The 26,938-nt window shown below is 32.3% G+C and carries 20 protein-coding genes; all 20 read right to left on the bottom strand.

Annotated features, from left to right (window positions below):
* Nucleotides 1-34: 34 nt before the first annotated feature.
* Nucleotides 35-1,153 (bottom strand): NAD/NADP-dependent octopine/nopaline dehydrogenase family protein, encoded by a 1,119-nt coding sequence (locus I583_RS16260; protein WP_010762949.1) that lies wholly within the window; start codon nt 1,151-1,153, stop codon nt 35-37.
* Between the two features lie 15 nt (nt 1,154-1,168).
* On the bottom strand, nt 1,169-2,221 hold the full coding sequence (locus I583_RS02330; protein ID WP_010762948.1) for a DUF1015 family protein: 1,053 nt from the start codon (nt 2,219-2,221) through the stop codon (nt 1,169-1,171).
* 30 nt (nt 2,222-2,251) lie between these two features.
* Nucleotides 2,252-4,069 carry an aminotransferase class I/II-fold pyridoxal phosphate-dependent enzyme gene (locus I583_RS02325; protein WP_010762947.1) on the bottom strand — a complete coding sequence of 606 codons (1,818 nt, stop codon included), beginning with the start codon at nt 4,067-4,069 and terminating at the stop codon, nt 2,252-2,254.
* Between the two features lie 31 nt (nt 4,070-4,100).
* The gene (locus I583_RS02320; protein ID WP_010762946.1) at nt 4,101-4,961 is read right to left on the bottom strand and encodes a LicD family protein; all 861 of its coding nucleotides are present in this window, start codon (nt 4,959-4,961) and stop codon (nt 4,101-4,103) included.
* 25 nt (nt 4,962-4,986) lie between these two features.
* The gene (locus I583_RS02315) at nt 4,987-6,423 is read right to left on the bottom strand and encodes an oligosaccharide flippase family protein (protein WP_010762945.1); all 1,437 of its coding nucleotides are present in this window, start codon (nt 6,421-6,423) and stop codon (nt 4,987-4,989) included.
* 43 nt (nt 6,424-6,466) lie between these two features.
* Nucleotides 6,467-8,866 carry a DUF5776 domain-containing protein gene (locus I583_RS16255; RefSeq protein WP_010762944.1) on the bottom strand — a complete coding sequence of 800 codons (2,400 nt, stop codon included), beginning with the start codon at nt 8,864-8,866 and terminating at the stop codon, nt 6,467-6,469.
* Between the two features lie 16 nt (nt 8,867-8,882).
* Nucleotides 8,883-9,947 (bottom strand): EpsG family protein, encoded by a 1,065-nt coding sequence (locus tag I583_RS02305; RefSeq protein WP_010762943.1) that lies wholly within the window; start codon nt 9,945-9,947, stop codon nt 8,883-8,885.
* A gap of 13 nt (nt 9,948-9,960) precedes the next feature.
* Entirely contained in the window at nt 9,961-10,875 is a 915-nt protein-coding gene (locus I583_RS02300) for a hypothetical protein (protein ID WP_010762942.1), read from the bottom strand.
* Between the two features lie 55 nt (nt 10,876-10,930).
* Complete coding sequence (locus I583_RS02295; RefSeq protein WP_010762941.1) at nt 10,931-11,755, bottom strand: glycosyltransferase; 825 nt, start codon at nt 11,753-11,755, stop codon at nt 10,931-10,933.
* Between the two features lie 21 nt (nt 11,756-11,776).
* Nucleotides 11,777-12,901: a glycosyltransferase family 1 protein gene (locus I583_RS02290; RefSeq protein ID WP_010762940.1), complete on the bottom strand. Its 1,125-nt coding sequence runs from the start codon at nt 12,899-12,901 to the stop codon at nt 11,777-11,779.
* Nucleotides 12,902-12,998: 97 nt separating this feature from the next.
* Entirely contained in the window at nt 12,999-14,393 is a 1,395-nt protein-coding gene (locus I583_RS02285) for a sugar transferase (RefSeq protein ID WP_010762939.1), read from the bottom strand.
* A 107-nt stretch (nt 14,394-14,500) separates the two neighbouring features.
* Nucleotides 14,501-15,697, bottom strand: coding sequence for an EpaQ family protein (locus I583_RS02280; protein ID WP_010762938.1), 1,197 nt, complete (start codon nt 15,695-15,697; stop codon nt 14,501-14,503).
* 37 nt (nt 15,698-15,734) lie between these two features.
* Entirely contained in the window at nt 15,735-17,702 is a 1,968-nt protein-coding gene (locus I583_RS02275; RefSeq protein WP_010762937.1) for a DUF7657 domain-containing protein, read from the bottom strand.
* Between the two features lie 44 nt (nt 17,703-17,746).
* Complete coding sequence (locus I583_RS02270) at nt 17,747-19,891, bottom strand: glycosyltransferase family 2 protein (RefSeq protein WP_010762936.1); 2,145 nt, start codon at nt 19,889-19,891, stop codon at nt 17,747-17,749.
* Nucleotides 19,892-20,046: 155 nt separating this feature from the next.
* Nucleotides 20,047-23,190, bottom strand: coding sequence for a glycosyltransferase (locus tag I583_RS02265; protein WP_010762935.1), 3,144 nt, complete (start codon nt 23,188-23,190; stop codon nt 20,047-20,049).
* Nucleotides 23,180-24,397, bottom strand: coding sequence for an ABC transporter ATP-binding protein (locus I583_RS02260; protein ID WP_010762934.1), 1,218 nt, complete (start codon nt 24,395-24,397; stop codon nt 23,180-23,182). Before I583_RS02260 ends, I583_RS02265 begins: the two co-directional genes overlap by 11 nt.
* A gap of 64 nt (nt 24,398-24,461) precedes the next feature.
* Entirely contained in the window at nt 24,462-25,256 is a 795-nt protein-coding gene (locus tag I583_RS02255) for an ABC transporter permease (RefSeq protein WP_010762933.1), read from the bottom strand.
* Between the two features lie 152 nt (nt 25,257-25,408).
* The gene (locus I583_RS02250; RefSeq protein ID WP_010762932.1) at nt 25,409-25,753 is read right to left on the bottom strand and encodes a hypothetical protein; all 345 of its coding nucleotides are present in this window, start codon (nt 25,751-25,753) and stop codon (nt 25,409-25,411) included.
* The gene (locus I583_RS02245) at nt 25,753-26,094 is read right to left on the bottom strand and encodes a DUF2304 domain-containing protein (RefSeq protein WP_010762931.1); all 342 of its coding nucleotides are present in this window, start codon (nt 26,092-26,094) and stop codon (nt 25,753-25,755) included. Before I583_RS02245 ends, I583_RS02250 begins: the two co-directional genes overlap by 1 nt.
* Complete coding sequence (locus I583_RS02240) at nt 26,094-26,822, bottom strand: glycosyltransferase family 2 protein (RefSeq protein ID WP_010762930.1); 729 nt, start codon at nt 26,820-26,822, stop codon at nt 26,094-26,096. The genes I583_RS02245 and I583_RS02240 overlap by 1 nt, the downstream gene beginning before the upstream one ends.
* Nucleotides 26,823-26,938 lie beyond the last annotated feature (116 nt).

Below are 26,938 nucleotides of genomic sequence, written 5' to 3'. Positions count from 1 at the left end.
ATAATTTTTCTATCTAGATACTCTTATTAAGTCATCAAGATTTGTAAAAACGATACATTTCTTCTAGTGTATCAATTCCGTATGCCTGAGGAACGCCTGACAACAAAAAATCACACCCTGGTTTCCCACCATCAATTAAGTATTCCTTATCTAGCCATTTTTGACTCCATAAAATAATTTGATCAGCTTCTGGAGTATCTACCCCCGTGATTAGAGCAAATCCTTTAATAATCAATAGACCAAACGGAATATCTTCTATGAAATATCTAGACAAAAAATCTGGAACAAATTTTTTATCTGATACTTTTTTCATGGGTGACGGAATATTTTTAAAAGAAGAAATACTTCTTATTTTTTCCGTCATTGCATCAACTGATTCTGACTCATAATGCTCGCGAATCGTTTTAATTTCTGACAATTCTAATTCTTTCATACTTAAAATGATACTTCTTAGCTCTTTATCTAAAGCAATCAAACTTTCAGATGAATCCAAAGTCCAATCTCTGTAGAAATAAGGAACTCTGGTATAAGTGATGTTTGAATTATATTCTTTGAACATACTATATATTCTAGAAGTGTGTAAAATCGCATTAGAAGGCGTCAAAGAGACTTCTAAATAATTTTTCAACGGATAGACTGGTAATTGTAAGAGATCTTCCAAAATTTTTGCGACAGTAACTGTTTCTTTTTCGGGGATTACAGCTACATTGACAGACTCTTTCTTGGAAAACTCAACTGAATGATTTTTTTCAATTAATCGAGCAATATAAGGAACCCTGTCTAAACCAAAAATTACATGCTTTTGTGTAAACACTTGATTAGTTATATACTCAGCTCCACCACTTCCTGGAACAACACCAAAAAGAATTGGTTTTGTTAGAAATACTGAAACATTTTTAACAAATGACTCCAACATAAAAGATGGGTAAGTAACGATAATCATGTCCACATCTTTAACAGCAACGCCTAAATCATTCGTAACTAAATTAATTGAAGTCCTCATTTCCTTAGCTGAACCCATTTCATTTAACGTAAATGGACAATTATGCCCTAAATGTACAGACGTAAATACGCGAACATCATGGCCGCCTAAAGAAAGCATCCCAGCTAATGCACTTCCAATATTTCCAAAGCCAACAATACAAATTTTCATGATTTTACCTCCAAATTATTGATATTTGTTCATAAGTAAAAAAGAAGGAAACTTCGGATAAACCCAAGTCGATTTTGGTGGTAAAACCGTATCGTTTTTAGCAGCTTCAATAAATTCTTTTTTAGAAAGTGCGTGCGTTTCAAGTATAACATCTTGTTCAGAAAATGATTCGGAATTTTTCAGCATTTCTTCTGATATATATTGAATCTCTGCTTGATCAAAACTACGAAAAGCTTGGGAAATGATTTGAGTGTTTAATCGATAAATATCATTATTCCAAAAAGCATCAGATGCTAAATCAATTAAACGAATCAAATAGTGATCACGCCCTCTTGACATTCTAACATGTCCTTTAGGCAAAACTGAATCAGCCGTTACTTTTTCTAATTCAAATTTCTTACTTAAAAAATTTAAGGCATGTAAATACATCTCATCAGATACTTCTCCCAATAAACGATGGATTGGTAAGATATCCAAGTAATCAAAACTCATGACACAAGCAAAAACAGTTTGTTTAAATTTTGACAAGGAGGTTGTATACAATCTATGATGCCCATCACCGATAAACAGCTGGTCCAATTCCTGATACTGTGAAAGAAGTTTTGCAGCCTTTTCCCCTTGATAAATAAACAATTCGTAATCGTTAACTGCATGCCGTTTATCTGGTTCATTTACTTTAACAAAAATCTCTAAATCAATAAAACTTTCGTGTCCTAATAAAACTGGAGCTGCTTCACCGTTATATCCGTGAAAATTACTGAGCATTCCTTGAACCGTTGAAGGAAGAACCAATTCATGACTTTTAACGTTGCCTTTGATGTACTCCTCTTTTGGTAGATTAGCGATTAATCCCCATTTCTCTTTGTTTTTAAAAACAACAATAGAATCAGAGATCTCAACAATTTTTTGACCATTCAAAAAATCCTTCTCTTCTTGATTTAAAAATAAAGTTCGTTCATCAAATTTAACACTTCCTTGTGAGAGTTGGACTAAATTGATGAATTCTGAGTCGTAAATATGTCCACTAGTATTCAAATAGCTAGTTTGCATAGGTAACAATAAAACCATGATTTCAGTTCTCCTTTATAGATCTACTTTCTAGTAATTCAATATCCGTTTTAAAGCTTCAATAATTTTTTTGTTTTCATCACTTTTCTTCACTGCAATTCTTACGTATTCTCCCTCAAAACCATCTTTTCCAGATAAGTCCTTGATAAAGATTTTGTCTTGATCTAATAGAATTGTAGCCAATTCTCGAGCACTCACTTTGCCAGTAAGACGACAAGTAAAATAGTTAGCTTGTGAATCGATTACTTCAAAATCTGATACATCAGCCATTGCAGAATGGAAATCTTTACGGATCTTATAAAATAAATCTAATGCTGATAGATAATCTTTTTTATATTTTTCAAAAATTTGTAAGAAGAACTCTCCAAATGAGTTAATATTCCAAATTGAAACATCTGATTTAATATAACTGACTAATGATTCATCACTCGTCATCAAGAAGCCTAGACGTACACCTGGAACTCCAAATGATTTGGAGATACTTTTTATAATAATTAAATTAGGATGTTGCATCAAGATTTCTCGATCAATTAAAGATGCTACCTCTTCAAAATCAACAAAATCATTAAACGATTCATCCAATATTATAGTTATTTCATGTGCCTTTGCCCACTCTAATAATGTGATCACATCTGATTTTGGAATATAATTCCCAGTAGGATTATCTGGATTGATTAAAACTAAATAATCAATTGGATTTTCTGAATAAAAAGCCATGATATCATTTGCAGTATATTGGAAATTTTTATCTTTAGGGTAATATTTAACAATTTGGTCTTTCGTTAGGCGATTTGGATATTCCTCAAAAGTAGGTGCAATAATCCCATATTTCCCGCCATTTTTTTCCATCAAAGACTTAATCAATTCTGCAGCACCATTTCCTACTACTACATGCTTTTCTGGAACGTTATAAAATTTTGCTACTAATGATGAATTCACTTTAAGGCCAGAAGGATAATCAATAATCAAGCGTTCCATGTTTGATTTCATCTCATCAACCATTCTTTTAGGCGGATAAAACGGATTCACCAAATAACAAAAATCAATTACTTTGGGATATCTCCAGTAACCACCATATCTTTGTTGAAAGGCATCTAATTTTTTGGATGGAGTCGTATTAAAAAGAGAGCTAGCAACATCTAAATCTTGTAAATCGTCAATTTCATACCAAGGAACATCTTCAATGTCTAAGGCTTTAACCAAAGTAGCATCAAACTGAGTAATTGTTTTTAACGTAGTCTCATAATACTCGTCTTTCCCAAAGGCACTCATTTGAGCTTCTAAAAATGGAAAATAAATAGATTCTGAAAATTCTTTACTAAATTTGTAAATATTAACCGTTTTGTAGTAGCTTCTTGTTTCATTAAAATTAAAACGTTTCTTATCAATGAAGTCCGTAATGTTACTGTTTTCATCCATTTTTACAACAGTACCATCCATCCAAGATTCGAATTTTGATACAACTGCTAGATTTTTAAAATCAGAAGCTAAGACTTCATCAAGAAGCTGATCTGCAAAAATCAAGTCTGATTCTAGTAAAATCGTATCTTCCTGACACATTAATTCTTTAGCCAGATAAACGGAATAAATATTGTTTGTTTTATCATAATCATGGTTTGTTACAAATACGACTGGAGTCTTGATTTGGATTGATTTGACATACTCTTCCATTACATCATATTTATAACCATCTACAATCACGATTCTTTCTAAATCCAGATTATCTAATTGGCGTAGCATTCTTTCTATTAATGACTTTCCATTAACTTCAACCATACTTTTGGTTGTACTTTTTGTGTACTCTTTCATTCTGCTTCCTAATCCAGCAGCTAAAATGAGACCTTGCATGTTATCCCTCCTATGATCTTGTTCAATACGATTATTTTTTCTTTTTATATGTTCGATCTCCAAACTCAAAATCATCCATTTCTAAATAAACAATATCATGTTTTGTTCCTCGTTCTTCTACAGGAGGAAACTTCATATAATCTCCATAAGATTGTTCCAGCATTTGTTCATAGTTTGAATTTGCTAAAAACATACCATCTTCAAAAGGTATTTTAATTACATCATTTATCTCTAATTTATCTAAAGTTTCTGTCTTAAATTCCGTTGTAGCAGTGACAATCGACATATTTCGATTATTCGAATGGTTATATTTTTCAATTTCTTTTTGTCGTTTGTCAAGAAGCCCCCTTACAGAATACCTTCCCCATAAAAGATTTAGCATATTATAAATTATTCCACCTAGTGGTGTTTGAGCACGGGTATAATAATTCATTCTCGTATGGATTACAAATGTTAGCATTTTGCATTTTTTAATTTGGATCCATCTTAAAAACCTGTTATCAGGTACTACATCAAATGGAAAAATATCAATAAAAACACCATTTTGAGCATTTCCATTTTTAGCATTATTTTCAACTAAAGTAGTATTCAAATTAATGATTTTCAAAAATGGTAATGGGTAACCGGCATCTGTTTGATACGTTTGTAGCATATATTCCGTATTTTCTAAAGCTTCTGGAATCAATTTTACAAAACGCTCATAATTTTCCCTCGTCATACCTAAATCAATATCATCATCCCAAGGTATGAACCCCTTATGGCGAATCGCACCTAACAAAGTTCCTGCTGATAAAAAGTATGGAATGTCTTGTGTTTGACAAAATTTATCCACAAATTTTAATATTTCCAATTCTTTTTTTTGCAGTTGTTTTACAACACTATCTGATTTCAAAAGTAACCCTCCAAGTTATGTCTATTTAAGTTTTCTTTTTCGCCTTATTTAAAAGAACCTTAAAGTCCTCAGATATATTTGTCTGAAAAAGAAAAATCAAAATAAGAAATACAATAAACACTATACTTGAACGAATAAGCATATTCAAGAACAACGATGCTACAAAGTTAGGAATTAAAAATCCTAACACTAAAACTAACGCGAATATAACAATATATTTAAAAAACTCAGAACAAATATCTTTAATATCTAACCATTTACGAATAACATAGACTCTAAAAATACAAACAAAAAACTCGGTAACAATCAACGCAATGGTCCCGCCATTTGCTCCCCATTTTGGTACTAATATAAGATTTAAGATAACATCTATTACAGCACCAGCAATAAAGGGTATCGAATAATGCTTCAACAAACCTTTTGCTAAAGTAAATTGATTCGCTAAAACACCACCAAATGCATTTGGTGCAATAATCAAACTAACAAATATCATATTATAGGTCATTGGAATAAATTCATTTCCAAAAAACCACTGAACAAAATCACGAGAATTACACATTAGTAAAACCGTCAGTAATAGGGAGATTAATGTTGTATACTCAACAGATTTTTTCAACAATAACTGTAGCTTAGAACTGTCTTCGCTATCTCCTGTATCCACTTTAGCCATCAAAGGCATCATAACTAAGCTGATTGATGTAACGATTGATAACACAATTCGAACAATTTTCTGAGATTGATCATAAAAAGAAAGCTCTGTCTTTGTTGATAACAATCCTACTAATGTTTTATCAAAGGTATTATACACTTGAATCGCAAATAACGGGATAAGCAAAAACAATGCTTGTTTCAAATAAGGAAAAGAAAATGATTTTTTTATTTTTCCATACGTTTTAAATTCTGTAAGTAAGCTTATCCAAAAGAAGATATTTGCTAAAAAAGTACTAATACTATTGATTCCCATATACAATAGTAAATCAGAACTGCTCTTTACAAGTAGAAATACCAAAATCAAAGAGCCAAATTTAACGATCGTGTTCCTAACAATTACTTTTTTTACTTCACCAATACCAAGGAAGTACCAAGAAATATCTAAAACATAAGCAATCAAGTAAGGAATTTGAATATAATAAACGCCTTTGCTCCCAACAAATATTGAAACAATCAATAAATAGAGACTCGTTACAATCAAACCACTTGCCAATTGGATAAACCATAATTGGAAAAAAACTGTGCCTCGATCCTTCTTATCCGCTTTAGCTATTTCTCTCGTACCTAACTGGCTCATCCCCATTAAGATGATCATGTTCAAAAAACCAACAATTGAAATAACAAATGAATTAATACCAAGCAATTCTGTTCCGAATATTCTTGACACATACGGCATCGTTACTAGTGGAACAATCAATATTACTACTTGATACATAGCCGTAAAAAATATATTACTCAATACTTTTTTCACTTAGATACACCAACTTGTCTTGATTTTTTGATAGTTAAACTATTTATTTTACTATTTCCACATATACCTTATTCGCTGAAACATACCCTTTATCTGTAACTAGTCTTGGGTAACCAGTTTCGCTGTAGACAATTTCTTTTACTGTAAATGTGGTACCTTTTGCTATTTGCTGAACTTGTGTTTCAACCATAAAGTTGTCTTTATTGTTATAGTGCCAGATATTTGCTTTAGCTTTCATTTTTCCTGGCTTAGTTATATAGCTGTCAATATTACTAATTGCTGGAGTGGTATAGTTTTTATTTGCTGAAACATATCCTTTATCCGTTACTAATCTTGGATAACCTGTTTTACTGTAAACAATGTCTTTAACATCTAGTAGTGTGTATTTCGGCAATTTTTCAGCCTGAGTTTTAGTAGAAAACTCATCTTTACTATTGTAGTACCAGGTACTTTCTCTCGTAACAACTTTTATCGGTTCAGTAATATAGCTGTTCAAATTACTGATTGCTTCAGATAGATAGGCTTTATTAGCTGAAACATACCCTTTATCCGTTACTAATCTTGGATAACCTGTTTTACTATATACGATGTCCTTTACTTCAATCATTGTCCCTTTTGCTAAAGGTTCTGCTTGTGTTTCAGTAGCAAAAAGATCTTTATCATTGTAATACCAGATATTTTGTGACGTCAAAAATTTACCAGTCTTTAAAAAATAATCCGAATGATTGTTGACAATAGGTGTTGTAAATCCTTTATTTGCAGAAACATAGCCTTTATCAGTTACTAACCTTGGGTAACCAGTTTCACTATAAGCAATATCTTTTACTGTTAAAACAGTATTTTTGGATATTGGCTCTACTTGTGTCTGCTGTGTAAAACTATCCTTGTTATTATAATGCCAAGTATTTGTTGTTGTCACTACTTTTCCAGGAGTCATATAATAATCCGAATAGTTTTCTACAAGTTGGTTAACATAGGTTTTATTAGCTGAAACATAGCCTTTATCTGTCACCAATCTTGGATAACCAGTTTTGCTGAAGACAATACCCGTCACCTCAAAAACAGTATTTTTAGCAATTTGCCCAGCTTGGGTTTCTTGCGTAAAACTGTCTTTATCATTGTAATACCAGATATTTCCTAGCGCCGCATATTTCCCTGGTTTGGTAACGTAACTAGATATATTACTGATAGTTGGTTTAGAATACATTTTATTTGCCGAAACATAGCCTTTATTAGTCACTAATCTTGGATAACCGCTATTACTATATTCTATTGAAATAATGTCTAAAATTGTGTCTTTAGGCAATCTTTCAGCTTGAGTATTAACAGAAAATTCATTAATATCATTATAATACCAAATATTATCTGTTGTATACACTTGTATTGGAGCAGAAGTATGATAATTTGCTAGATTTATACCATTATCACCAGTTGCTTGTAAAAACAAATTATTATAAGATACATTTATGTCAAATCTTCCAGAAACTCCAGGAAAAGTTAGCTCAGAACTCCATTGCCATGCTGCATTTCCTGTATGTAAGAGATTCGTTGCTAATGGATTGTAGGGATAGCTTGCTACCCAACTATTTCCAGGCCCCAACTTATCTTCATCAAGTATTTTACGATTGAACCAGTCAAACATTGAATAATGTGCAACACGAGAAAAACCTAAACTATTTAACTTTTTTTGAAATGCAATAGAATTTTCAGTAACGTTACCTGCTGTCATCTCAGTTTGTTCCGCATCATTGACCATTAATGTATTTTTAGGCAAGCCAAGTTGATCTGCCTTTTGTGCAAAATATACCGCCTCTTGTTCAGCCCCAGCTTTTGTTGTAAACCAGCTATAATGATAAGCAGAAACAACTAGACCAGCACGTTTAGCATTCTCAATTTGTGTTTTCGCCTCTGGATTCAAATAGGTCGTATACTCTGTTAACTTAATCACGACACCTCTTATCCCATATTTTTTCATCTCAGTAAAATCAGCGACTGATAGTGATCCGTTATGAGAAGAAATATCCACAAAATCTTTTGAGGGGCGGTTAGCTTCTGTTGCAGAAATCAGTGAACGAGGTTCAGCTGCAGCACGAAGCGTTATTGCTAAATCAGAACGATCATTAGGGTTAAATATATATTCCCCGTCTTCTGTTTTTGAAGCATTACCTAACTCTTTATTGTTTTCCTCCGTAATATTTCTTTCGGAAGTCTCAATTGTACTATCAGAAGTAGAGTCACTAGTTTCAGATGCCGCAGTGCTTTGCGAGGTCTGTTCAGATTGACTTGTTGAACTCCCGTCAGTAGTTCTACTATCACTCGAAACTAATGATTCTTCTGCAGAGACATTGTAACGTTCATCAATAAATCCTACACCTGAAAATAAAGCAATTGAACATAAGATAATGCCGCTTTTTAAATATTTATTATTTGTTTTTTTATTCATTGTTACTTCCTTTCTTTTACAAAGCATGGTACACGGTTTGATACGGAATAAAATCTTGATAAGTATTTGATAAAATAAATATCAAGTAAAAGACTAATGCGCAAAATATATAGTAACAGGCCAAATTCAAATACTGATTTTTAAACATATGGCGGAAAAGTTGAGGTACTACTAAGATCTCTGCAGTAGCAAAGATTGTCCCGATCCTTCCACCTACTGTTGCTAATGGACCAAAAACAATTAAAAATAATGTAGATAGAAAATATAAGCTCAATAACGTATTAAAACTATCATTATATTCTTTATTTTTACCTTTCACAAATAGTATTGAAGCTATTGTAATCCCAATTTGCATAATAAATATAGGATTAAGTATCCACTTCCCAGTAATATACTTACCTGCAAAATAACCAGCATATCTTGATGGAATTGCCCATAAAAATAAATCTGGGAAAAAGAACAATACTCCTATGAGTGCTGAAATTATTGTCAAAATCAACACTTTTTGAAAGGTTAATTTTTTTATTACTCCTACAAAAAAATAGGCAGGTATAATAAATAGCGCAACAATGTGAAAGCATGCTCCTAAAAGTGACAAGAGAACTACTTTCGGTAAATTCTTTTCTTTGATTGCCGGTAAACAATAAAGAAATATAATCGCTACAAGAGAGGCTCTTATTTGCCCCATATCTCTCACAAAATAAAAACGAGAAACATAATACACTAGAATCATTGTTGGGTAGCTAACATTTTTGTAAACAAACAAACCTAATAATGCTAAAGTCACTACAGAATAGATTAAAATGAACACTGTAAAATCCATTCCAAACATTTTTACAATATAATTTGTTAATAAGTAACCCGGTTCAGCATCAATACCACCTGATAATATATCCCCAAAACTCCGAACCCTTTCAAAAAAAGCTTTATATGATAGATAATCATAACCCGTTTCATATCTCAATCCTGCAAATAAAATGATTTCTATCATTGCAATTATGAAAAAAATTTTCTTTTTGCTAAAAAACTCAAGGAGTGAAAGAATAATCAGGCTGACAAATAATAATATATAAGGTATCATCTCTTCACTCCATCTAGATATAAATACAATTTACTTTCTCAGAATAATTCTTTGCTAACTCTTTTTGGTAGCCAAACCATGCTTTTTCGGTTGAGTTTTTCTCACAAATAATAACTACTAATTCTGGAATAAATGGCAAGTTTTCTACTTGATCCAAACTATCTGTTAGATAGACCGAACTATTCAACTCACTAGCATTTAAAAACTTCTGATCTTTCATCACAACAATCTTATTCAACGGTGGATTGTTAATAAGATTCGTCAATTTTTTCTGAATTTCTTCATTTGTTTGCTCTCTAAGGGGAGTCACGTCGATAATTTCATTGCTATCTTTTAAAGTAAACTTTTGAGAAATTTTTTTATCTCTTTTTTCAGATATACTTGCAATAATTGTTCCAATAATAAAAGTAAGAATCACAATAAGCAATACATAAAGAATCATTTTCTTTTTACTGATTCCTTCAAAAGCTTTTTCCTTACTCAAATCAACTTTATTAGATAGTATATACGCTCTTTTATCAATAAAAAATCGTGAACTCGAATCTTCAATAAACTTGTACAAAGACGTAGCAATCTCTTTGTCAGGTGTCTCAACAAGCATTTTTCCATTATTATCAGTATAAGTAATAGTTAGTGACCCCATAACATCTTCTGCGCTTATATCAGAATGAGTTTTCGCATATTCACTTGCAAATATTTCCTTGATCATTTCATTTTTAGAGAAAATATAGCCATCCTTATTTTCTAAAATAAATGAAAATGTATAATTCTTATCTTGATTTACACTTTGGTCATTTTTATTAGAACGTACACTGTAAAAAAATAATGCAACAATTAATAATAAACTGAGCGCAAAAGCAAGTATATATTTTTTCCAATTCCTTTTAAAAAAATTAAGACCTTCTACTACATATAAATTGTCTTCCATCTTTTTCTCCTTCTCTATAGGTTGTTCCCCATCATTTTTATCATTCTTTTAATAATCAATTCCGTAATTTTTTCTCATAAAACCAGCCGCGCATCTTATTAGGCATCAAACTGACACATACATGGACTGAAGAGACAAATAGATAATCTCTAAAACTCCCTAAGCCTTCTTGATAAATTTTTTTTCTAGCTTTTAGACCTGGTATCAAATAATTAAATCCTCCTCTACGAGCATACATATCTAATCCAGTTCTAGCATATACTAAGTCTTTTTGGATATTTTTAGCAGTATAGCCAGCTTTTAATAATCGAACCCATAAATAATAATCTTCAAATCCCTTTAGGGGCTGATAATTTCCTTCCCTCATTACTAACTCTTTTCTGAACATAACAGTCATATGATTAAATGGGTTTCTTTTTTTGGAGAATTCACGAATTTCTTCATTACTTGCAGGCATTTTTTTATAGCCTAAAACATTATCGATTTCATCATGAAATTCTATTATGTTAGAACCTACAATAGCTAATGAAGCATTCTTTTTCATTTCTTCAAACTGCTCTTCTAAACGACTTGGAATCATTATATCATCACAATCCATACGTGCAATTAATTCATTGCGACAAGATTCAACTCCAACTGCTAATGCTTTTCCCAATCCCACATTTTCTGCCAAAGGGACAATTGTTAATTGTTTGCCGACTTTTGATTTAATTTCAGAAATCATTGCATTCAACTCGTCTGTCAGAGGCCCGTCTTCTACTAATAGTATCTCTTCTGGCTGTAATGTCTGCTCAAAAACGCTATTTATTGCTTCCTTAAAGTAGCTTGGGTTCTCATTTTTATAGATGGACATGAGAACACTAATTTTTTCAACTTTCATTTTATCATCTCACCATATTCATTATTTTGATTCACAATATAAATCATTTAAAATTCTGCTGGCCACATCAATATCATAGCCATTTTTTGAAAAAACCTCTGACATATCTCTATCACTAGGTTCGATTGCTAAAACAGCATCTGCCCATAGCTCAGGATCATCAATCGTTAAGAATTGACAGTTACTTGTTATTTCTAGCTCACTTGTCACCTGATCTGACACAATAAGTGGTAACCCTGCGGCTTGTGCTTCAACCCCTACAACTGGAAGCCCCTCAAATAATGAAGGTAACACGAAAACATCCATGACTTGGTATAAACGATTAGAATCTTGTCTAACCCCTAAAAATTTAATATTATCTTCTAAATTTAATTGTTTAACTTTATTTTGAATTTTTTCTTGGAGCTCTCCTTGGCCGACTAAGATTAACACAGCTTTGTCATTCCTTTTATGAATTGCTGCGAAAATATCAATAAGAAAATCATGATTCTTTTGTTCTCTAAATGCTCCTACATGTCCAATAACTAACTGATCTTCATCTATTTTCAATTCTTTTCTAACTTCAGAACGAATGTCTGAGTCAAATTTGAATTGATCAATTTCTACTGCATTTGGAATGATTACTAACTGGTCCTCAAGTTGCTCTCCAAATAACCATGTTCCTGCTTTTCTTGAACATGCTAGATAATCAGTTGCTAATCTGACTATTTTTCTTTTGTTCCATTGATGCATTACTTTTCTTAACAAACCATTAGGTGTATTCGCATTATGAGAATGAACAAATATCTTTTTCACACCCATACTTTTAGCTATTGTAACGGGTAAAATATTAGCTGCTGAAAGCATATTTATATGAACAATATCGTAGTTGCCATTTAATAAAATAGATTTTATCTCCGAAATGAATTTTTGAGGATTTTTTTTAACTTCAGTTACATGGTATACTTTAGCCCCTTTAGCTTCCACTTCTTTTTCGAAATACATTGTTGGATACATTGTGACAAAATCTACTTGTATCTTTGAACGGTCTAAATGATTGTAATAATTTAACATGTATGTTTCTACGCCACCCAAAAGATTACTCATTCCAAAAACCAAAACTCTTTTTTTGGGTGTTTTTTCTGAATTATTATGTACTTTACTCATTTTTTCCTCCACTTAAATTAGCCTAATTTAGAAATATGGATAGATTCAAAAAACAAATCTATCCATACATTATAGTTTTTATTCTCCATTTCCCAAGCTAATTCCAAACCTTTATGTTGTTTTTAGAAAATAAGTTTTTTTCAATTTCTCTTTGTTCTTCTTCATCAACACCTTTTGATGAAATTTTATCAAAAAGAATCTTAATTGTTTGCAACAATATTTTCATATCTAATAACACTGAATAGTTTTTGATATAAAGTAAATCAAAATTTAATTTACTATTATAGTCAGAAGCATATTTCCCATAAACTTGAGCATATCCAGTAATGCCCGCTCGTACATTATGTCTTAAGTAATAGTGTTTATTTTCTTCTTTAAATTGATCTACAAAAAAAGGACGTTCTGGGCGTGGTCCAACTATAGACATGTCACCCTTTAAAACATTGAACAATTGAGGCAATTCATCTATTCTAAGAGCTCTCAAATATCTTCCAACAGTCGTAACACGGCTATCATTACTTGAAGACAAGACTGGCCCAGTATTTACTTCTGCCGTAGCTGACATTGTTCTAAATTTTAATATAGAAAATTCTTTTTGACCTAAAGTAATTCTTGTTTGCTTGTAAACAACAGGTCCAGCTGAAGTTACTTTTACCAAAATCGCTGTAATCAAAATAATAGGAGACGTTATTACTAATAATAACAATGCTATTACAAGATCAAATAAACGTTTTATGAAATCATATTCTGGTTTAATTTTAAAATCAGATACTTCAATGATGCTTTCATCTTCAAAATTCATCATATTAGGTTTTAACATAACAAGATTTTCAAAGCTTGTATTTAAAAATAATTTCTTTTCATGTTCAATAACTAATTCGTATATATCTAGCTTCTCTTCTTCATCAATATGACTTGCTATGTAAACAATGTCAACATTAGATAAGATTTTTTTTAAATTTTCAAAATAATTAGCCTGGATCACATCAACAACTTTGTGCTTTTTATTTTTGTGTGTTAAAAAGTTAGCCGTTGCGGATATTGTACTTTTAGCTGATCCTATAATAACAACACGTTTTTCTTCACTGATGCGTAAGTATACAAAATAGATAAACATTCTATACAAACTTAACAAAATCATTCCAACAATAAATGAATAAATCAACACTGAGCGCGGAAATGAGAACCAACGCCCAACAAAACCGACAATCATAATAGACAAGATAGTCAGCACTTGGCCTATCACGGTTACAAACACGATGTCATTGACCGTTCGATTATAAAATACGTATGTTCCTAACAACAAGTTTAAAAAAACAAAAATAATTGTGATATACACTACTGAATGCTCATATGACACGAAATTATATTGTGGGATATTCATTCCAAATTTTAGCCAAAACCCTGCAAAAATGGAAAAATGAAATACTAAAATATCAAAAATAATAATTATTATTCTCTTTGCATTGTTCCATTCATTCTTAGTTACCATTACTTTATTCCTTTCTCATTAAAAATACTGAGATTGCTATTTATAAATGCTACATCCCTAATAATATCATATCTCTTAAAAAAAAACACCTTAATCTGTTACTACCCTTATGACAGTTGTTTTCTTCTTTTATTTCTATGAGATAAGTCTTGTTCATTATTTAAATGTGATCCATTTTTTTGAATTAATATGCCAAAAAAACTAAAAGCCAATGGAATCCAATGATAAGAGACCAAAATATCCTCCATAGTAGAAAGAACAAACACACATAAAAAAGCTATAGCAAGACTGATTTGAGTAGTTGAATAGCTTCCTTTTTTTCTCATAAAATAGAATTGACCAAAAATAAAGAACGAGAATAGCGTATATCCTAGAATACCTAGATTATTTAAGATACTTAAGTAACTATTGTGCATGCCTAAGTTTTTCCAATGGAAGACATACGGTTTCATCCCAATTAAGACATTTTGCTTATTTACAAACCAAAAATCAAAAAATTCTTTCCATAAATTTTCTCTACCTGAAAAAAATTTAATTGTTGATAGGTTAGCACAATAATAAAAAATGAACGGAAATAAGATTAGGACTAGTGAAAATAGAGTCAACCACAGCCAGTTACTTTTAATGAATCGTTTAGGCAGTAGGTTATCTATTACAATAAATAAAATTAAAACCGCGAAAGCCGTCTTTGCCTGACAAACCCAAATTGCTGCTATTCCTGCAGCATAGACAGGTATTACCAACCATTTTATCAAACTTCCTGACGCTTGCTTTATAATAATAGATAGCATCATTACCATAAACAGCACTGATGCTCCAATTGTATTACTGTTAATCCAAATAGAGTCAAACTCATTACCACGTTGCCAAATAGAATGCGGCGCAACGATTTTGGGAAGCTCAGTAAAAATTCTATATAAAGTGATTCCAAAAAAAGTAGCGATGATCGCACCTAAAATTCCAAAATCAATTTTATCAAATTTCGTTTTTCTATAACATAATATCAATAGCATAATGACCATAATGCTAGCATTGATAAAACGATTACTATGACGAATTGAAGATGTCAGCGTATAAAAGATAAAGATAACCCCACTCGTACCAATCAGCAAGAAATCAGTCTTATCTAATTTTTTTATATTAAGTAAAAGAATAACAATCAAACAGATTAATAAACTGTATTCGTAGTGTGAGTAAAATTTCATCATTGTTTCTGTATTCAGGCCTGCAGTCCATAATAAATAAGAACTGGCAATTGTGGCAATTAAAATTAGATTGCTTACTTTGCTAAGTAGTTTTTCCATTTTATGTTTATGCCTCCATTCATGATTTTAATGTCTGCTAATATATAGCCTTATAAATATATGCTCCATCTTTATCTGGTCCATAAAGTTTATCAAACTTCACATCATCTGTTGCTAAACTATTAATTTCTTTATACGTTACCAAATACTTGATTCCAATTTTCTTGATACTCTCGCTATCTAAACGAACGAGTAGAGCATCTGAATTTAATAACTCTAGATCTGGTTTTTCATTTGTAATATCTGCATGAATATGAGCATATCGATTATAGATTTTTTCTTGTTTACCGTCTGCATCCAATACTTTCCACATCGTCATATCTGGAGTAAAAGCAACACCATTGAATGTATGAACCCCAAACATTGGCAAATAACTATACATCAATCGTTCTCCCACCCATAATTGATTAGGATCTGTCCGATTTATTTCTGTGATTTTATGCCCAATTTTTTTGTCATAGATAGGTGCAACACCTCTTGCAATAGGATTGACGGTTAAACCTGTAAATAATATGACACTAACAAATAAAATTGAAAACAATCCTTTTCGCTTAAGAAGCAAGCTTGATAGTATCAATATACTCATTACTAGGATAATAATAATTTCTGTTTTACTTAGATATAACCGTAAGTTACCTCTGTATAAAGCATAGAAATAAGCAGTAGCATTCAGCGCTATTATTCCGATAATAGCAATTTTATCGATCTTATTCTGTTCCCAAATATAGGATATAAACCACACACTCAACAACACTGCAGTGAAGCTAAATGAAAGTAATGCACGCTCTTCTGGTACAAATGACCATAGAGTGATTTTAGCAAATGACATTGGAAATTTAACAAGGACCCATAATAATTGAATACAGCTATAAATAAATAGTAAAAAACCGTAATAATTATCCTTAACTTTTTTATAAAAAAGAACAGGTGCCAGTGGTAGTATTACAAAAAAGAATTGATAAAAACCACTTAATTCGGAATTATTACTATAACTGACATCTGTAAAACTCATTTTCCAATTCATTAAAAATAAAAAGATATCTTTTTTATCAAAATCGCCACCCGTACTTATTCTATTTCCTGGATAAATTGTGTGCATAACTGCGTATATTGAATCCCAGGAAAATAAAATCGAACCACCAACAAGAATCAGTGTAATCAAAACAGCCAAACCGATAAATAGGCCATCAAATTTATCCAATACAAGTTTTGATTTAAACTCTAAGAAGAATCCTACTAAGAATAATAAAATCAAATACCCAAAAGGTACCTGCAGAGCAGGATACAAAACTAAAATAAAACCAGATGCACAGATTGCGGATATAATGGAAAATGCCATTCTTTTTGGTTTATTTTCATGATAATAAAAATAATTATAGATCGCTGTCAAAAAGCCTAACATAAAGAAAACCAAATCACCGACCGGTGAAACAAACCACCATTGTATAGCTGAGGAGAACGGTATCCACAAACTTGTTAAAAGAGCGATGTATTTGTTTCTTCTAGACAAAATCAAGCCAATTTCAAAAGAGAATAGAACTAGTCCGATTAACTTAATTCCCCAATACCAAGAAAGTCCATATTCTTTTCCTAATAACACATATCCCCAAGTAAAAGGTTTAGCAATAGTAGCCAAAGTAAATGCTGGCGAATTATATCCTACAGTCATATCTTGTCCGTTAAGTGTGATTACTTCATTATGTGCTCTAAAGCCAGTTTGTGTTTGCGATAAACTATAAGGTGTTTGAACTAACCATTCATCAGAGCGGATTTGTCTTGGCGTTCCAAAGATTAACCCTGAATCAGCTCCATCACTATAATCAGAAACATATTGATCCCACAGATTGATAGAACTGCCATGAACTTTAAACAGTAACATAAGTACAAAAATAATGAATACAATTATAAATCTTGCCTTGATTAGACTATCTAGGCTTTCTATAATCTTTATTTTGATACTATTTTTTTGCTTTCTTCCTCTGTGCATCGCCATTGATTTGTCCATAAATTACTCCATTTCCAGTATCATACAAAACGCGTTTTATACGCCTAGTCTCTATATGAAAAATTAGGTATTTCTCTTGTCAAATTAGGATTATAAAATGGATCATCTTCTATCAACGTCGACCATTTATGTTCCATCATCACTTTTTCTTTTTCAAAACGTTTTTTCTTTTTCCCTTTATCATCATATCCTCTTGTTTGAGATTCAAAATGATAAAGTTCTGCTTCATGAAGCCACACGTTATCTCGACCTAATTCCTTTACCTTTAAACAAAGATCGACATCATTAAACGCTACAGTGAAGTCTTCATCAAAACCAGAAACAGCTTCAAAATCTTGTTTTTTCATCAATAGACAAGCTGCTGTCACAGCTAAATAATCAACGTTCAAAGCTAATTTCCCAAAATAGCCTAAATCTCCATGTGGATAGCCATAATGTCCGTGACCTGCAATTCCACCCAATCCTAAAATCACACCAGCATGCTGGATCGTGTTATTTGGATATAATAGTTTTGCACCAACACAACCGATTCGTTCTTGCTGAGCAAAAGAAACCATTAGTTTAAGCCAATCAGCATTGATCACTTCGGTATCATTATTCAAGAATAAGAGATAATTACCTTTTGCCTCTTTTGCTGCAATATTATTGATTTTCGAAAAGTTAAATGGAATATCGATCACAATTATACGAAAACGCACACCAAGTTGCTGCTTAAATGAATCATAAAGTTCTTTCATCTTTTCATCTGTACTGCCGTTATCCGCGATAATGATTTCATAGTTTTTATAGGTCGTTTTTTCAATGATTGAAGAGACACAACGTTTAACATCTTTATACCCGTTTTTAGTTGGAATAATGATCGAAACTAACTCTTCGGATTCGATATCATAATAAACATCATATAATCCATTTGCCCGACCATGAGTAGCATGGCCTTTGATTCCTCTACGAACTAAAGCATCTTGAACCGCTCTTAGGCCAGCTTCAAATGCGTAACCTTTTGACGATTGGTCAACCGCAGTTGATGTCGGTAACATACGCCAGTGATATAAAACTTTAGGAATATGTTTGATGCGTTCACTTGTTGTTTTTTCAGTAAATCGAAGGACTAGATCGTAATCTTGAGAGCCTTCATACCCTTTTCTAAAACCACCGATTTCTTCAAGAATCGTTCTACGATAAACACCCAAATGAGAAATATAGTTTGTTCCTAATAATAAGTCTGGCGACCAATCTGGCTTAAATGATGGATCTGAACGGTTTCCTTCCATATCGATTTTATCTTCATCACTATACAGTAGATCCAATTCAGGATTTTCATTCAATGCTTTAACCACTTCATAAAAAGCGATTCTCGGTAGTTCATCATCATTATCTAATAATGCCACAAATTCTCCAGTAGCGAGTGTTAATGAAGAGTTTGTCGCTTCACTGATATGACCATTTTCAGGTCTGAAAACAACTTTGATCCGTTCATCTGAATTACTATAATCCGTTAAAAGTTCTTTCACTTTAGGATCTGTCGAAGCATCATCTGCCATACAAAGTTCCCAATTTGAATAATCTTGGATCAAAATAGAATCAATACAACGACGCAACCATTTTTCTTCTACATTATAAACTGGCATGGCAATCGATATTTTAGGTTGATAATCAAATGAACTGATCTCAGCCTTGATTTTCTCAAAATCGAAATGCTCATTTCTTTCCAACCAACTTGGGTAAGACGACTGATTTCTGATTTTTTCGATTTTTACTCGTTGAATTGTACTTTTTATGCCATTTCTTTTTAGGTAACTGATGCCTTTATGTACTTTTATCATCAACCTTGCCATCTTATCCTCAGTACCAGGAATTAGAGGGTGTTTTTTCGCTAAGTCAATCCATTCTGTTTTGCTCGACTCTAGATCCTCTGAAACAAAACGGACTTCCAATTTATTTTTATTTTGGATGCCTTCTAGTTTTATTTCAAATCCTGCAAAAACAGTTGCATCTACCTCATAAATTTGGTTAACATCTTCTCTTAGAACCCGCTTGATATCATAAGACAATACTTGCTCTTGATTGTTGATTGAAATAACTGGTGCGGACTTTGAATTTGTATTCAAAGCCCAGCCAGTTATCGTTAAGTTGTTTGTTTGTTTCTCTCGATAGATACTATCAATAATGATCTTTATCTCATCGTTCATGTTTTGCTCTCCTTGTATTTAGAGGTCCGACCTTCAAGGCTTAATGCTTTAGCATTTAGCAATTGTTGCGATCGAAACGTAAGTGTAGTGTCCATTATCTCTATGCAAGCAAAGTGGCAAGAATAATGGTTCTCCGTATAATTAAAGGTCTAATCTTACTGACGTTTTGGATTTTTATAAATGTCGACTAAATCTTGCTCAGACCATTTATCAGTTAAAGTTTTGAAAATCCCTTTTTTATCAAGATTTTGAATTTTTTCTTCTGCTTTGAAGATCGCATAAGAACAGTAGATAATTTTTTTGTCTAGTTTTTTAGCAACTTTCAAGGATAAATCTGCACCCATAACATCTTTACCCAACTCTTCATTAATACCTGAAACCGCAAGATAATCCGCTTTTCTAAAAATCATACATGTTTCAGAGGCAGCCTGAACGTTTCTTGGTAAAGCAATACGATAATAATAACCTAAACTCTTACCAGGAGTCCCTTGCTCTGGATAAATCAGACGTTTTTTCTCTGTATCAATAGACATGCCAATATTTTCAATACGATGACGATGATCCACTACTCTTCCTGTTACAATCCCAGCTGTCGGTTGTTGCACCATATTCATCATCTCAACAAGCCAGTTGCTTTTTGTTGGAACTAAACCAGCGTCTAAAAGAACCGTGTATTCACCAGTACTTGATTGAACCAATTCATCTCTTGTTTGACCATCACTATAAACGATCTTATTACTAGATGATTTGATTGTTGCTTTCATCGATTTTGGTAAGATGATATCATAGTTTTCGTAAATTGTTTTTTCCAGTAATTTTTTCAGATAATCATTGATGTCATCAGTATCATTGGTAAGCACAATCGATACTTTTGGTATTGTATCGTAAATATAATTGATTTTATATGAACCATAAAACTCAGCAATTTCAACATTTGCTTTAATATTGCGACGATCCATTGCTGCTTGCACCGCACGTTGCCCTGCAACATAAGCGTACCCTTTACTTTCAGGATTCAAAGCAGTTGATGATTCAATCGCACGCCAATGATACATCATACCTGGAATGTGTGCGATGTTTTCAGCATTTTCAGTCGCACGTAAAACAAAGTCATAATCTTGTGCACCATTAAACTCCGTTTTTAAACCGCCTGTTTTTTCCAATAAAGAACGTTTTACTACCACAAAATGCGTAATGTAATTATGGTTTAAAATCAACTCAGAATTCCATTTTGATTTATAGAATGCATTGAAACGTTTGCCGCTTTCAGTGACTTTGTCTTCATCTGTATAGATAAAATCAATTGTTTTATCTTCATTTAATGCTTTGACTACTTCATATAATGCTTGTGGTGCTAGTTCATCATCATTATCCATAAATCCGATATAGTCCCCAGTTGCAATAGTTAATGCTGAATTTGTAGCTTCTGATATATGACCATTTTCTTCACGGTAAATCACTTTGATTCGATCATCTGCATCCGCATACTTTTTAAGTAAAGGTTTGATGTAGTCGCTTGGTGAAGCATCGTCTGCTAAACATAGCTCCCAGTTTTCATAATATTGATTTTGAAGAGAAGACACACATGCATCTAACCATTTTTCTTCCACATTATAAACAGGGACTGCGACAGAAATTTTAGGTTGGAATTCAAAGGTCTTGATTTCTTCTAAAATAGCGGATGGATCCACTGGTGTTTCTTGTTGCTCTTGACGTTTGAAATACCATTTCATCGAACCAATCAGTCCACGTGTCTGTAAAGAACGCATCGCACGTTGGATTTTATTACCTGGTTGAATCATATTTGGTTTTTCTAAGCGATATTGTAATTTACGGCCGTTATTAGCCGAAACATTCAATGTATAAGTTGGCTGATCTTCAGAATCGATTACTTCAATCACAAATCCATACTCTTGATCACCTTTTAGTTCAAACATGTCGATAACGTCTCTTCTGTATTCTCTAGTTACAGAATATTCAACAGTCTTTTCAGCAGATATTTTAAAGTCAATCGGTAACTTGTCTTCTTTCGAATACGCCCAACCACGAATTACAGTCTTTTTCTCCTCAACATGACGAACGATATCATCGATATTAAGTGAAACGAATGAATCAAATTTACTGATTGAAACCTTTTTATACTTTGTCATTTGTTTTTCACTCACCATTAATTCTGTATTTTTTGGCGGATTATTTTCCGCTTGTTGCTCAAGTAAGTAATCGATCAATCCGTGAACCGTATCAGAAAAATTGCCTTCGTATTTGTAATCAACTGTGATTGTCATTGTTTTTCCAGCAATCTGTTTATCATCTATTTCAATGACTGGTACTTGATTGTCAGAGAAAAAATACTGTGTTTCTTTATTATAAACGGCATTTGTCGCGCTCGGTTGTACTATCGTCTCAGCAACAGTCAATTCTATATCAACTACTACTCCTGTCAGGCTCGGGAAAATTTTCAATAATTTGATATTTTTTGGTATATCGATCGTAAATGTTTTATTTTCACCTGATACGTTATTAAGTTGAATATCAAATTCTTTTTGTTCTTCCTCACCGCAATCATATAAGAAGTGAATATTCTTTCTATAGCTTGAATTTTCTGGTATTGCGCGGATTGGAAGATCCACTACCTCAGCAGAAAGTGCGTAAAAATACTGATAGACTTCCCCAAATGGACGTGCTTTAAAAGCAGCACGGACTTCCACTGGCAAGTCTTCATAGTTAGATTCAAGTTCATTATACCCAACTTCGTTGATTGTAAAATCTTCTTTAGCAATAAATAAACCAATTTCTTCAAAAAGTTTTTCAAAACCGCTTTGAACGAAGAAAGACTTGTGTGTTGCATCTAATAATCCTGTTTCACGCCAATCTAATTTATTATTGAATAGATCGATCAAAACAGAATTATGTGCAATATTCGGGAAAGTAATCAAGATTTGACCTTCTGCACTTAAAAAGGGTTTTACTTTCATAAGCGCATTTTTAGGATTCATTAAATGCTCTAACACATCTGCAAATATAATGTAATCAAAAGTTTGACCTTCAAAATATTTTGACCAAGCTTCTTCATCGATATTGCCATAAAATCCGTCATTAGAAAATTCACTAACATGATCATACAGCTCTTTATCAAGCTCAACGATTGCAACATAACAATTTTTTTCTTCCATCAAATATTTTGTCATTCGCCCATTACCTGGACCAAACTCTAATACTCGACTATTTTCTTTAATTTGGGCAACGATTTTACCAACACTAGTACTTTCGTCAACTTCCATTTCAAAATCATATTTCATCTTTAATAGTATCCTTCCATTCATGATCTAAAATGACAATGCCTTCGCCTGCATAGCGACCGGTAATAAACATGTTCAGGTATTTTGTTTTATAAACCAAAGGTACTGTGGCGTGTTCTTCAAAAAACGCAATATCGAAATAATATTCGCCTGTTAAAAGAGACATTTTTCCGTATTCCAGATAAAAGACATTTTTACCTTTTTTCCAAGGGATTTTGACTCCATCCAGCAATGTATTTAATCCACATACATAATTATTATCGACTGTACGAATTGCGACACCACACACAGGTGATTTGATCGTATCATTTTTAACGGTATATTCTAATTTTACAATGACCTTCTCATCTTGAGTGACGATTTCCAAAGGCTCCAGAGCAAAATTTAACAAGGTAGCTTTGTCAATCTCGATAATATCTGGAACAGTTTCTTCATTTTGAATTGTTTTTTCACGATCAACAGTTTTAATCGATTTTTTCTTCAGGAAATTTTCGTAATTGGTTGTTACGTCCATTGTATCCCCGTGTTCAACAACTTCTCCATTTTTTAACCAGAATGTCCGGTCACAAAACCGACGAACGGAATTCACATCGTGAGAGACAAAAAGAATCGTCTTACCGGAATTTTTGATTTCAGTGAACTTCTCCATACATTTCAATTGAAACTCTAAATCACCTACTGCCAAAGCTTCATCTACGATCAAAATATCAGGGTCAACATTGATTGCCACAGCAAAAGCTAAGCGAACAAACATCCCGCTTGAATAAGTTTTTACAGGTTGATACAAATGATCCCCAATATCAGCAAACTTGATAACGTCATCTACTCGTTCTTGCATTTCTTCTCTAGAAAAACCAAGGACCATTCCATTTAGAAAAATATTTTCATAACCGGAATACTCTGGATTAAATCCTGAGCCTAATTCTAATAACGCCGAAATTTTTCCGTTGATATTCATAGACCCAGAAGTTGGCGTTAAGACACCTGTAATTATTTTAAGGATCGTTGATTTACCAGAACCATTTTCTCCAACAAATCCGATCATCTCACCTTTTTCAATTTGCATAGTGACATCTTTTAACGCATAAAAAAGATCATGATACGTTTTCTTCGTCGGACTAAGTGCTTCTTTAAAACGATCAGACGGTTTTTTATACATGTTATATGTTTTTGTTATATTCTGTATATCGATTGCATATTCTGACATTGTTTAATCTCCTTGTATTTATCGATCCAATATCTCAGTATGTTTTAGCACAACTGATTACTTATTATAATACATCTGAAAAATGTGGTTTCAAACGTCTAAAGACTGTAGATCCAATTAATAAAAGAACTATTGTAAAGCCCCAGAAATACAAGCCATATTGCCAATGTTCCCAAAACCAAGCGCCACCTGTGAATGAATCACGATACCCTTGGATAATATAATATAGTGGATTTAATTTCAGCACTTGTTCAATCCATCCTGAAGGCTGCCATAAAATTGGCAATGTCCACATAATCGTTTGCATCGCTACATTAATAAATTGCATAATATCTGGTAAAAATGGTTGCGTAGAAGCTGTCAGCCAAGTTACACCTGTCAAAAAGATAATTAGACAGAATAGATAATAAATTAACTGTACACTTTGCAGTGTTGGGTAAATACCACTAAGCGACGTAATACCAAAACCAATCACTATAAAAAATAGATGCGTGTATAAGCTTGATAAGATCTTCGATGTTGGCAAGATCTGTACGTTAAAAACTACTTTTTTTACAAGATAGCTGTATTCTTTAAAAACGTTGGTTGCAGACAACAATGAATCCGAGAAAAAGAACCATGGAATCAAGCCCGTAACGAGAGAAACAATAAACGGAAATTCCTCGTTAGCTCCTCGAGGTCGTATTTGCGAAAAAACAAACCAATAGGTTAACACTGTGACCAGCGGTGTAATAAATGCCCAGACGATTCCTAGTGCAGAACCTGCATATTTTGATTTAAAATCGTTAAACGAAAACTGTACTAACAGTTTTCTATTTTCAAAAATATTTTTAAAAATGGATAGTGTTTCTCGTATCATTGACTCTTTTCCTTTCCTATTTCCATCGCTTTTATATTTATACTAAAAATAAGTTGCATAACATTATTAGTTTAAAGAATATGCGCACTTTTTTCAAGTTATGTAAGTATTTTCTTAAGATTTAAACTAAAAACGTTGATTTTAAAGGCTTTTTATTTAGCAATTTGGATGATAACAATCCCTAAAATAATCACACATGTCCCAATAACTGTCCCAAGTGAAACTTGTTCTTGCAAAATAAGTTTAGATCCTATTAACACAGCAATATTTGTAAACGCAACACCCATTGGAACAATATAAGAAACTTCCGACTTACTTATAATAACCATCCATAAAACAAAACTAAACATGTAGCATAAAAATCCTATAATCGTTGTAAAAGACATCGAAAAGGAAAAAACAGCATTCGTAATCTGAATTGAATTTGCTTGCGAGCCTAATTTTACTAAAATCAAACCTGAAGTTGATAAAACAACATATACTAGGAATAAAAACATTATTTTTTCTCCTTTTTATCTTTCAACATTGAAAGTTCTTGGATTAACAATTTTATTTGATTTTGCTGTTTTGATAATAAAACAGAATTTTTGATTTCAATAAACAGCAAAACAAAGATTGCTGCAATCAATAAAAAATTAGAAGTTGTTTCAAATCCTAACAAATTTCCTAACCATTCTGGTAATTTAGGAAAAATAGCAAAAATCACTAACCCAGCAGATATAAACAACCATCTAATCGCATTTTTTAGCAAGAAAATATTCTTATTGATCGAGCGAATAATATAAACAAAAAAGAGTAATGAAAAAATCAGCATTTCAATTCTTAAGATTGAGCTCATTAGTCTCCCTCCCGCATAAAACCTGAAACAATAATCGCAATACTCACTTCAAACATATATTTGATCGAAGTAAATGAACGAATCGAGGATTGTCCACCAGATCGCTCCATCATATTAACAGCAACTTCCTTGATTTTGAATTTCTTTTTAAGCAAATGTACAGTGGATTCTGGCTCAGGATAACTCGTCGGATATTTTTTTGAAAAATATCCGATAATCCTTTTATTGCAAGCGCGATATCCAGAGGTCACATCATAAATTTTTTGCCCAGACGATAGATAAATTAAAAAAGAGAGAATTTTAATTCCAACACGACGCATAAAGGTTGTTTGAAAGTCAGCTTTTTGATTTGGTAAAAATCTTGATCCAATCACAAAATCGGCTTCTTTTTTGATTATAGGTTGTACGACCAAATCTAAACTGTTGATGTCGTGCTGTCCATCCCCATCAAACTGAACAGCAATGTCGTAATCATTTTCCTCTGCATATCTATACCCTGTTTGGACAGCTCCACCGATTCCTAAATTCATAACTAAATGAACCGCATTGATTTCATTTTTTTCTATAATAATTTGAGTTTTATCTGTTGAGCCATCATTAATCACCACATAATCAATAGTATAAGAATAATTATGACTATTTTCTTTTTTAAACGTTTCAATAGACATAATTGTATTTAAAATGTTTGCTTCTTCATTATATGCAGGAATAACTAAAAGAACGCGCAAAGTAACTCCTCCTTTACCAGTTAGTAACTATTAAGAATTGTATAAAAATAAATATAAACAGCAAAGTAATACTCAAAAAAAGCGACTTGATTCATCGATTTTCCACTATATTTAGA

Source organism: Enterococcus haemoperoxidus ATCC BAA-382 (assembly GCF_000407165.1).
Classification (GTDB): domain Bacteria; phylum Bacillota; class Bacilli; order Lactobacillales; family Enterococcaceae; genus Enterococcus_L; species Enterococcus_L haemoperoxidus.
This window is presented reverse-complemented; position numbering and strand designations above follow the sequence as displayed.

Coding starts and splice junctions, on each gene's coding strand:
- I583_RS16260 (WP_010762949.1), bottom strand. CDS start 1,153: ATGAAAATTTGTATTGTTGGCTTTGGAAATATTGGAAGTGCATTAGCT.
- I583_RS02330 (WP_010762948.1), bottom strand. CDS start 2,221: ATGGTTTTATTGTTACCTATGCAAACTAGCTATTTGAATACTAGTGGA.
- I583_RS02325 (WP_010762947.1), bottom strand. CDS start 4,069: ATGCAAGGTCTCATTTTAGCTGCTGGATTAGGAAGCAGAATGAAAGAG.
- I583_RS16255 (WP_010762944.1), bottom strand. CDS start 8,866: ATGAATAAAAAAACAAATAATAAATATTTAAAAAGCGGCATTATCTTA.
- I583_RS02305 (WP_010762943.1), bottom strand. CDS start 9,947: ATGATACCTTATATATTATTATTTGTCAGCCTGATTATTCTTTCACTC.
- I583_RS02300 (WP_010762942.1), bottom strand. CDS start 10,875: ATGGAAGACAATTTATATGTAGTAGAAGGTCTTAATTTTTTTAAAAGG.
- I583_RS02295 (WP_010762941.1), bottom strand. CDS start 11,755: ATGAAAGTTGAAAAAATTAGTGTTCTCATGTCCATCTATAAAAATGAG.
- I583_RS02290 (WP_010762940.1), bottom strand. CDS start 12,901: ATGAGTAAAGTACATAATAATTCAGAAAAAACACCCAAAAAAAGAGTT.
- I583_RS02285 (WP_010762939.1), bottom strand. CDS start 14,393: ATGGTAACTAAGAATGAATGGAACAATGCAAAGAGAATAATAATTATT.
- I583_RS02280 (WP_010762938.1), bottom strand. CDS start 15,697: ATGGAAAAACTACTTAGCAAAGTAAGCAATCTAATTTTAATTGCCACA.
- I583_RS02275 (WP_010762937.1), bottom strand. CDS start 17,702: ATGGACAAATCAATGGCGATGCACAGAGGAAGAAAGCAAAAAAATAGT.
- I583_RS02270 (WP_010762936.1), bottom strand. CDS start 19,891: ATGAACGATGAGATAAAGATCATTATTGATAGTATCTATCGAGAGAAA.
- I583_RS02265 (WP_010762935.1), bottom strand. CDS start 23,190: ATGAAATATGATTTTGAAATGGAAGTTGACGAAAGTACTAGTGTTGGT.
- I583_RS02260 (WP_010762934.1), bottom strand. CDS start 24,397: ATGTCAGAATATGCAATCGATATACAGAATATAACAAAAACATATAAC.
- I583_RS02255 (WP_010762933.1), bottom strand. CDS start 25,256: ATGATACGAGAAACACTATCCATTTTTAAAAATATTTTTGAAAATAGA.
- I583_RS02250 (WP_010762932.1), bottom strand. CDS start 25,753: ATGTTTTTATTCCTAGTATATGTTGTTTTATCAACTTCAGGTTTGATT.
- I583_RS02245 (WP_010762931.1), bottom strand. CDS start 26,094: ATGAGCTCAATCTTAAGAATTGAAATGCTGATTTTTTCATTACTCTTT.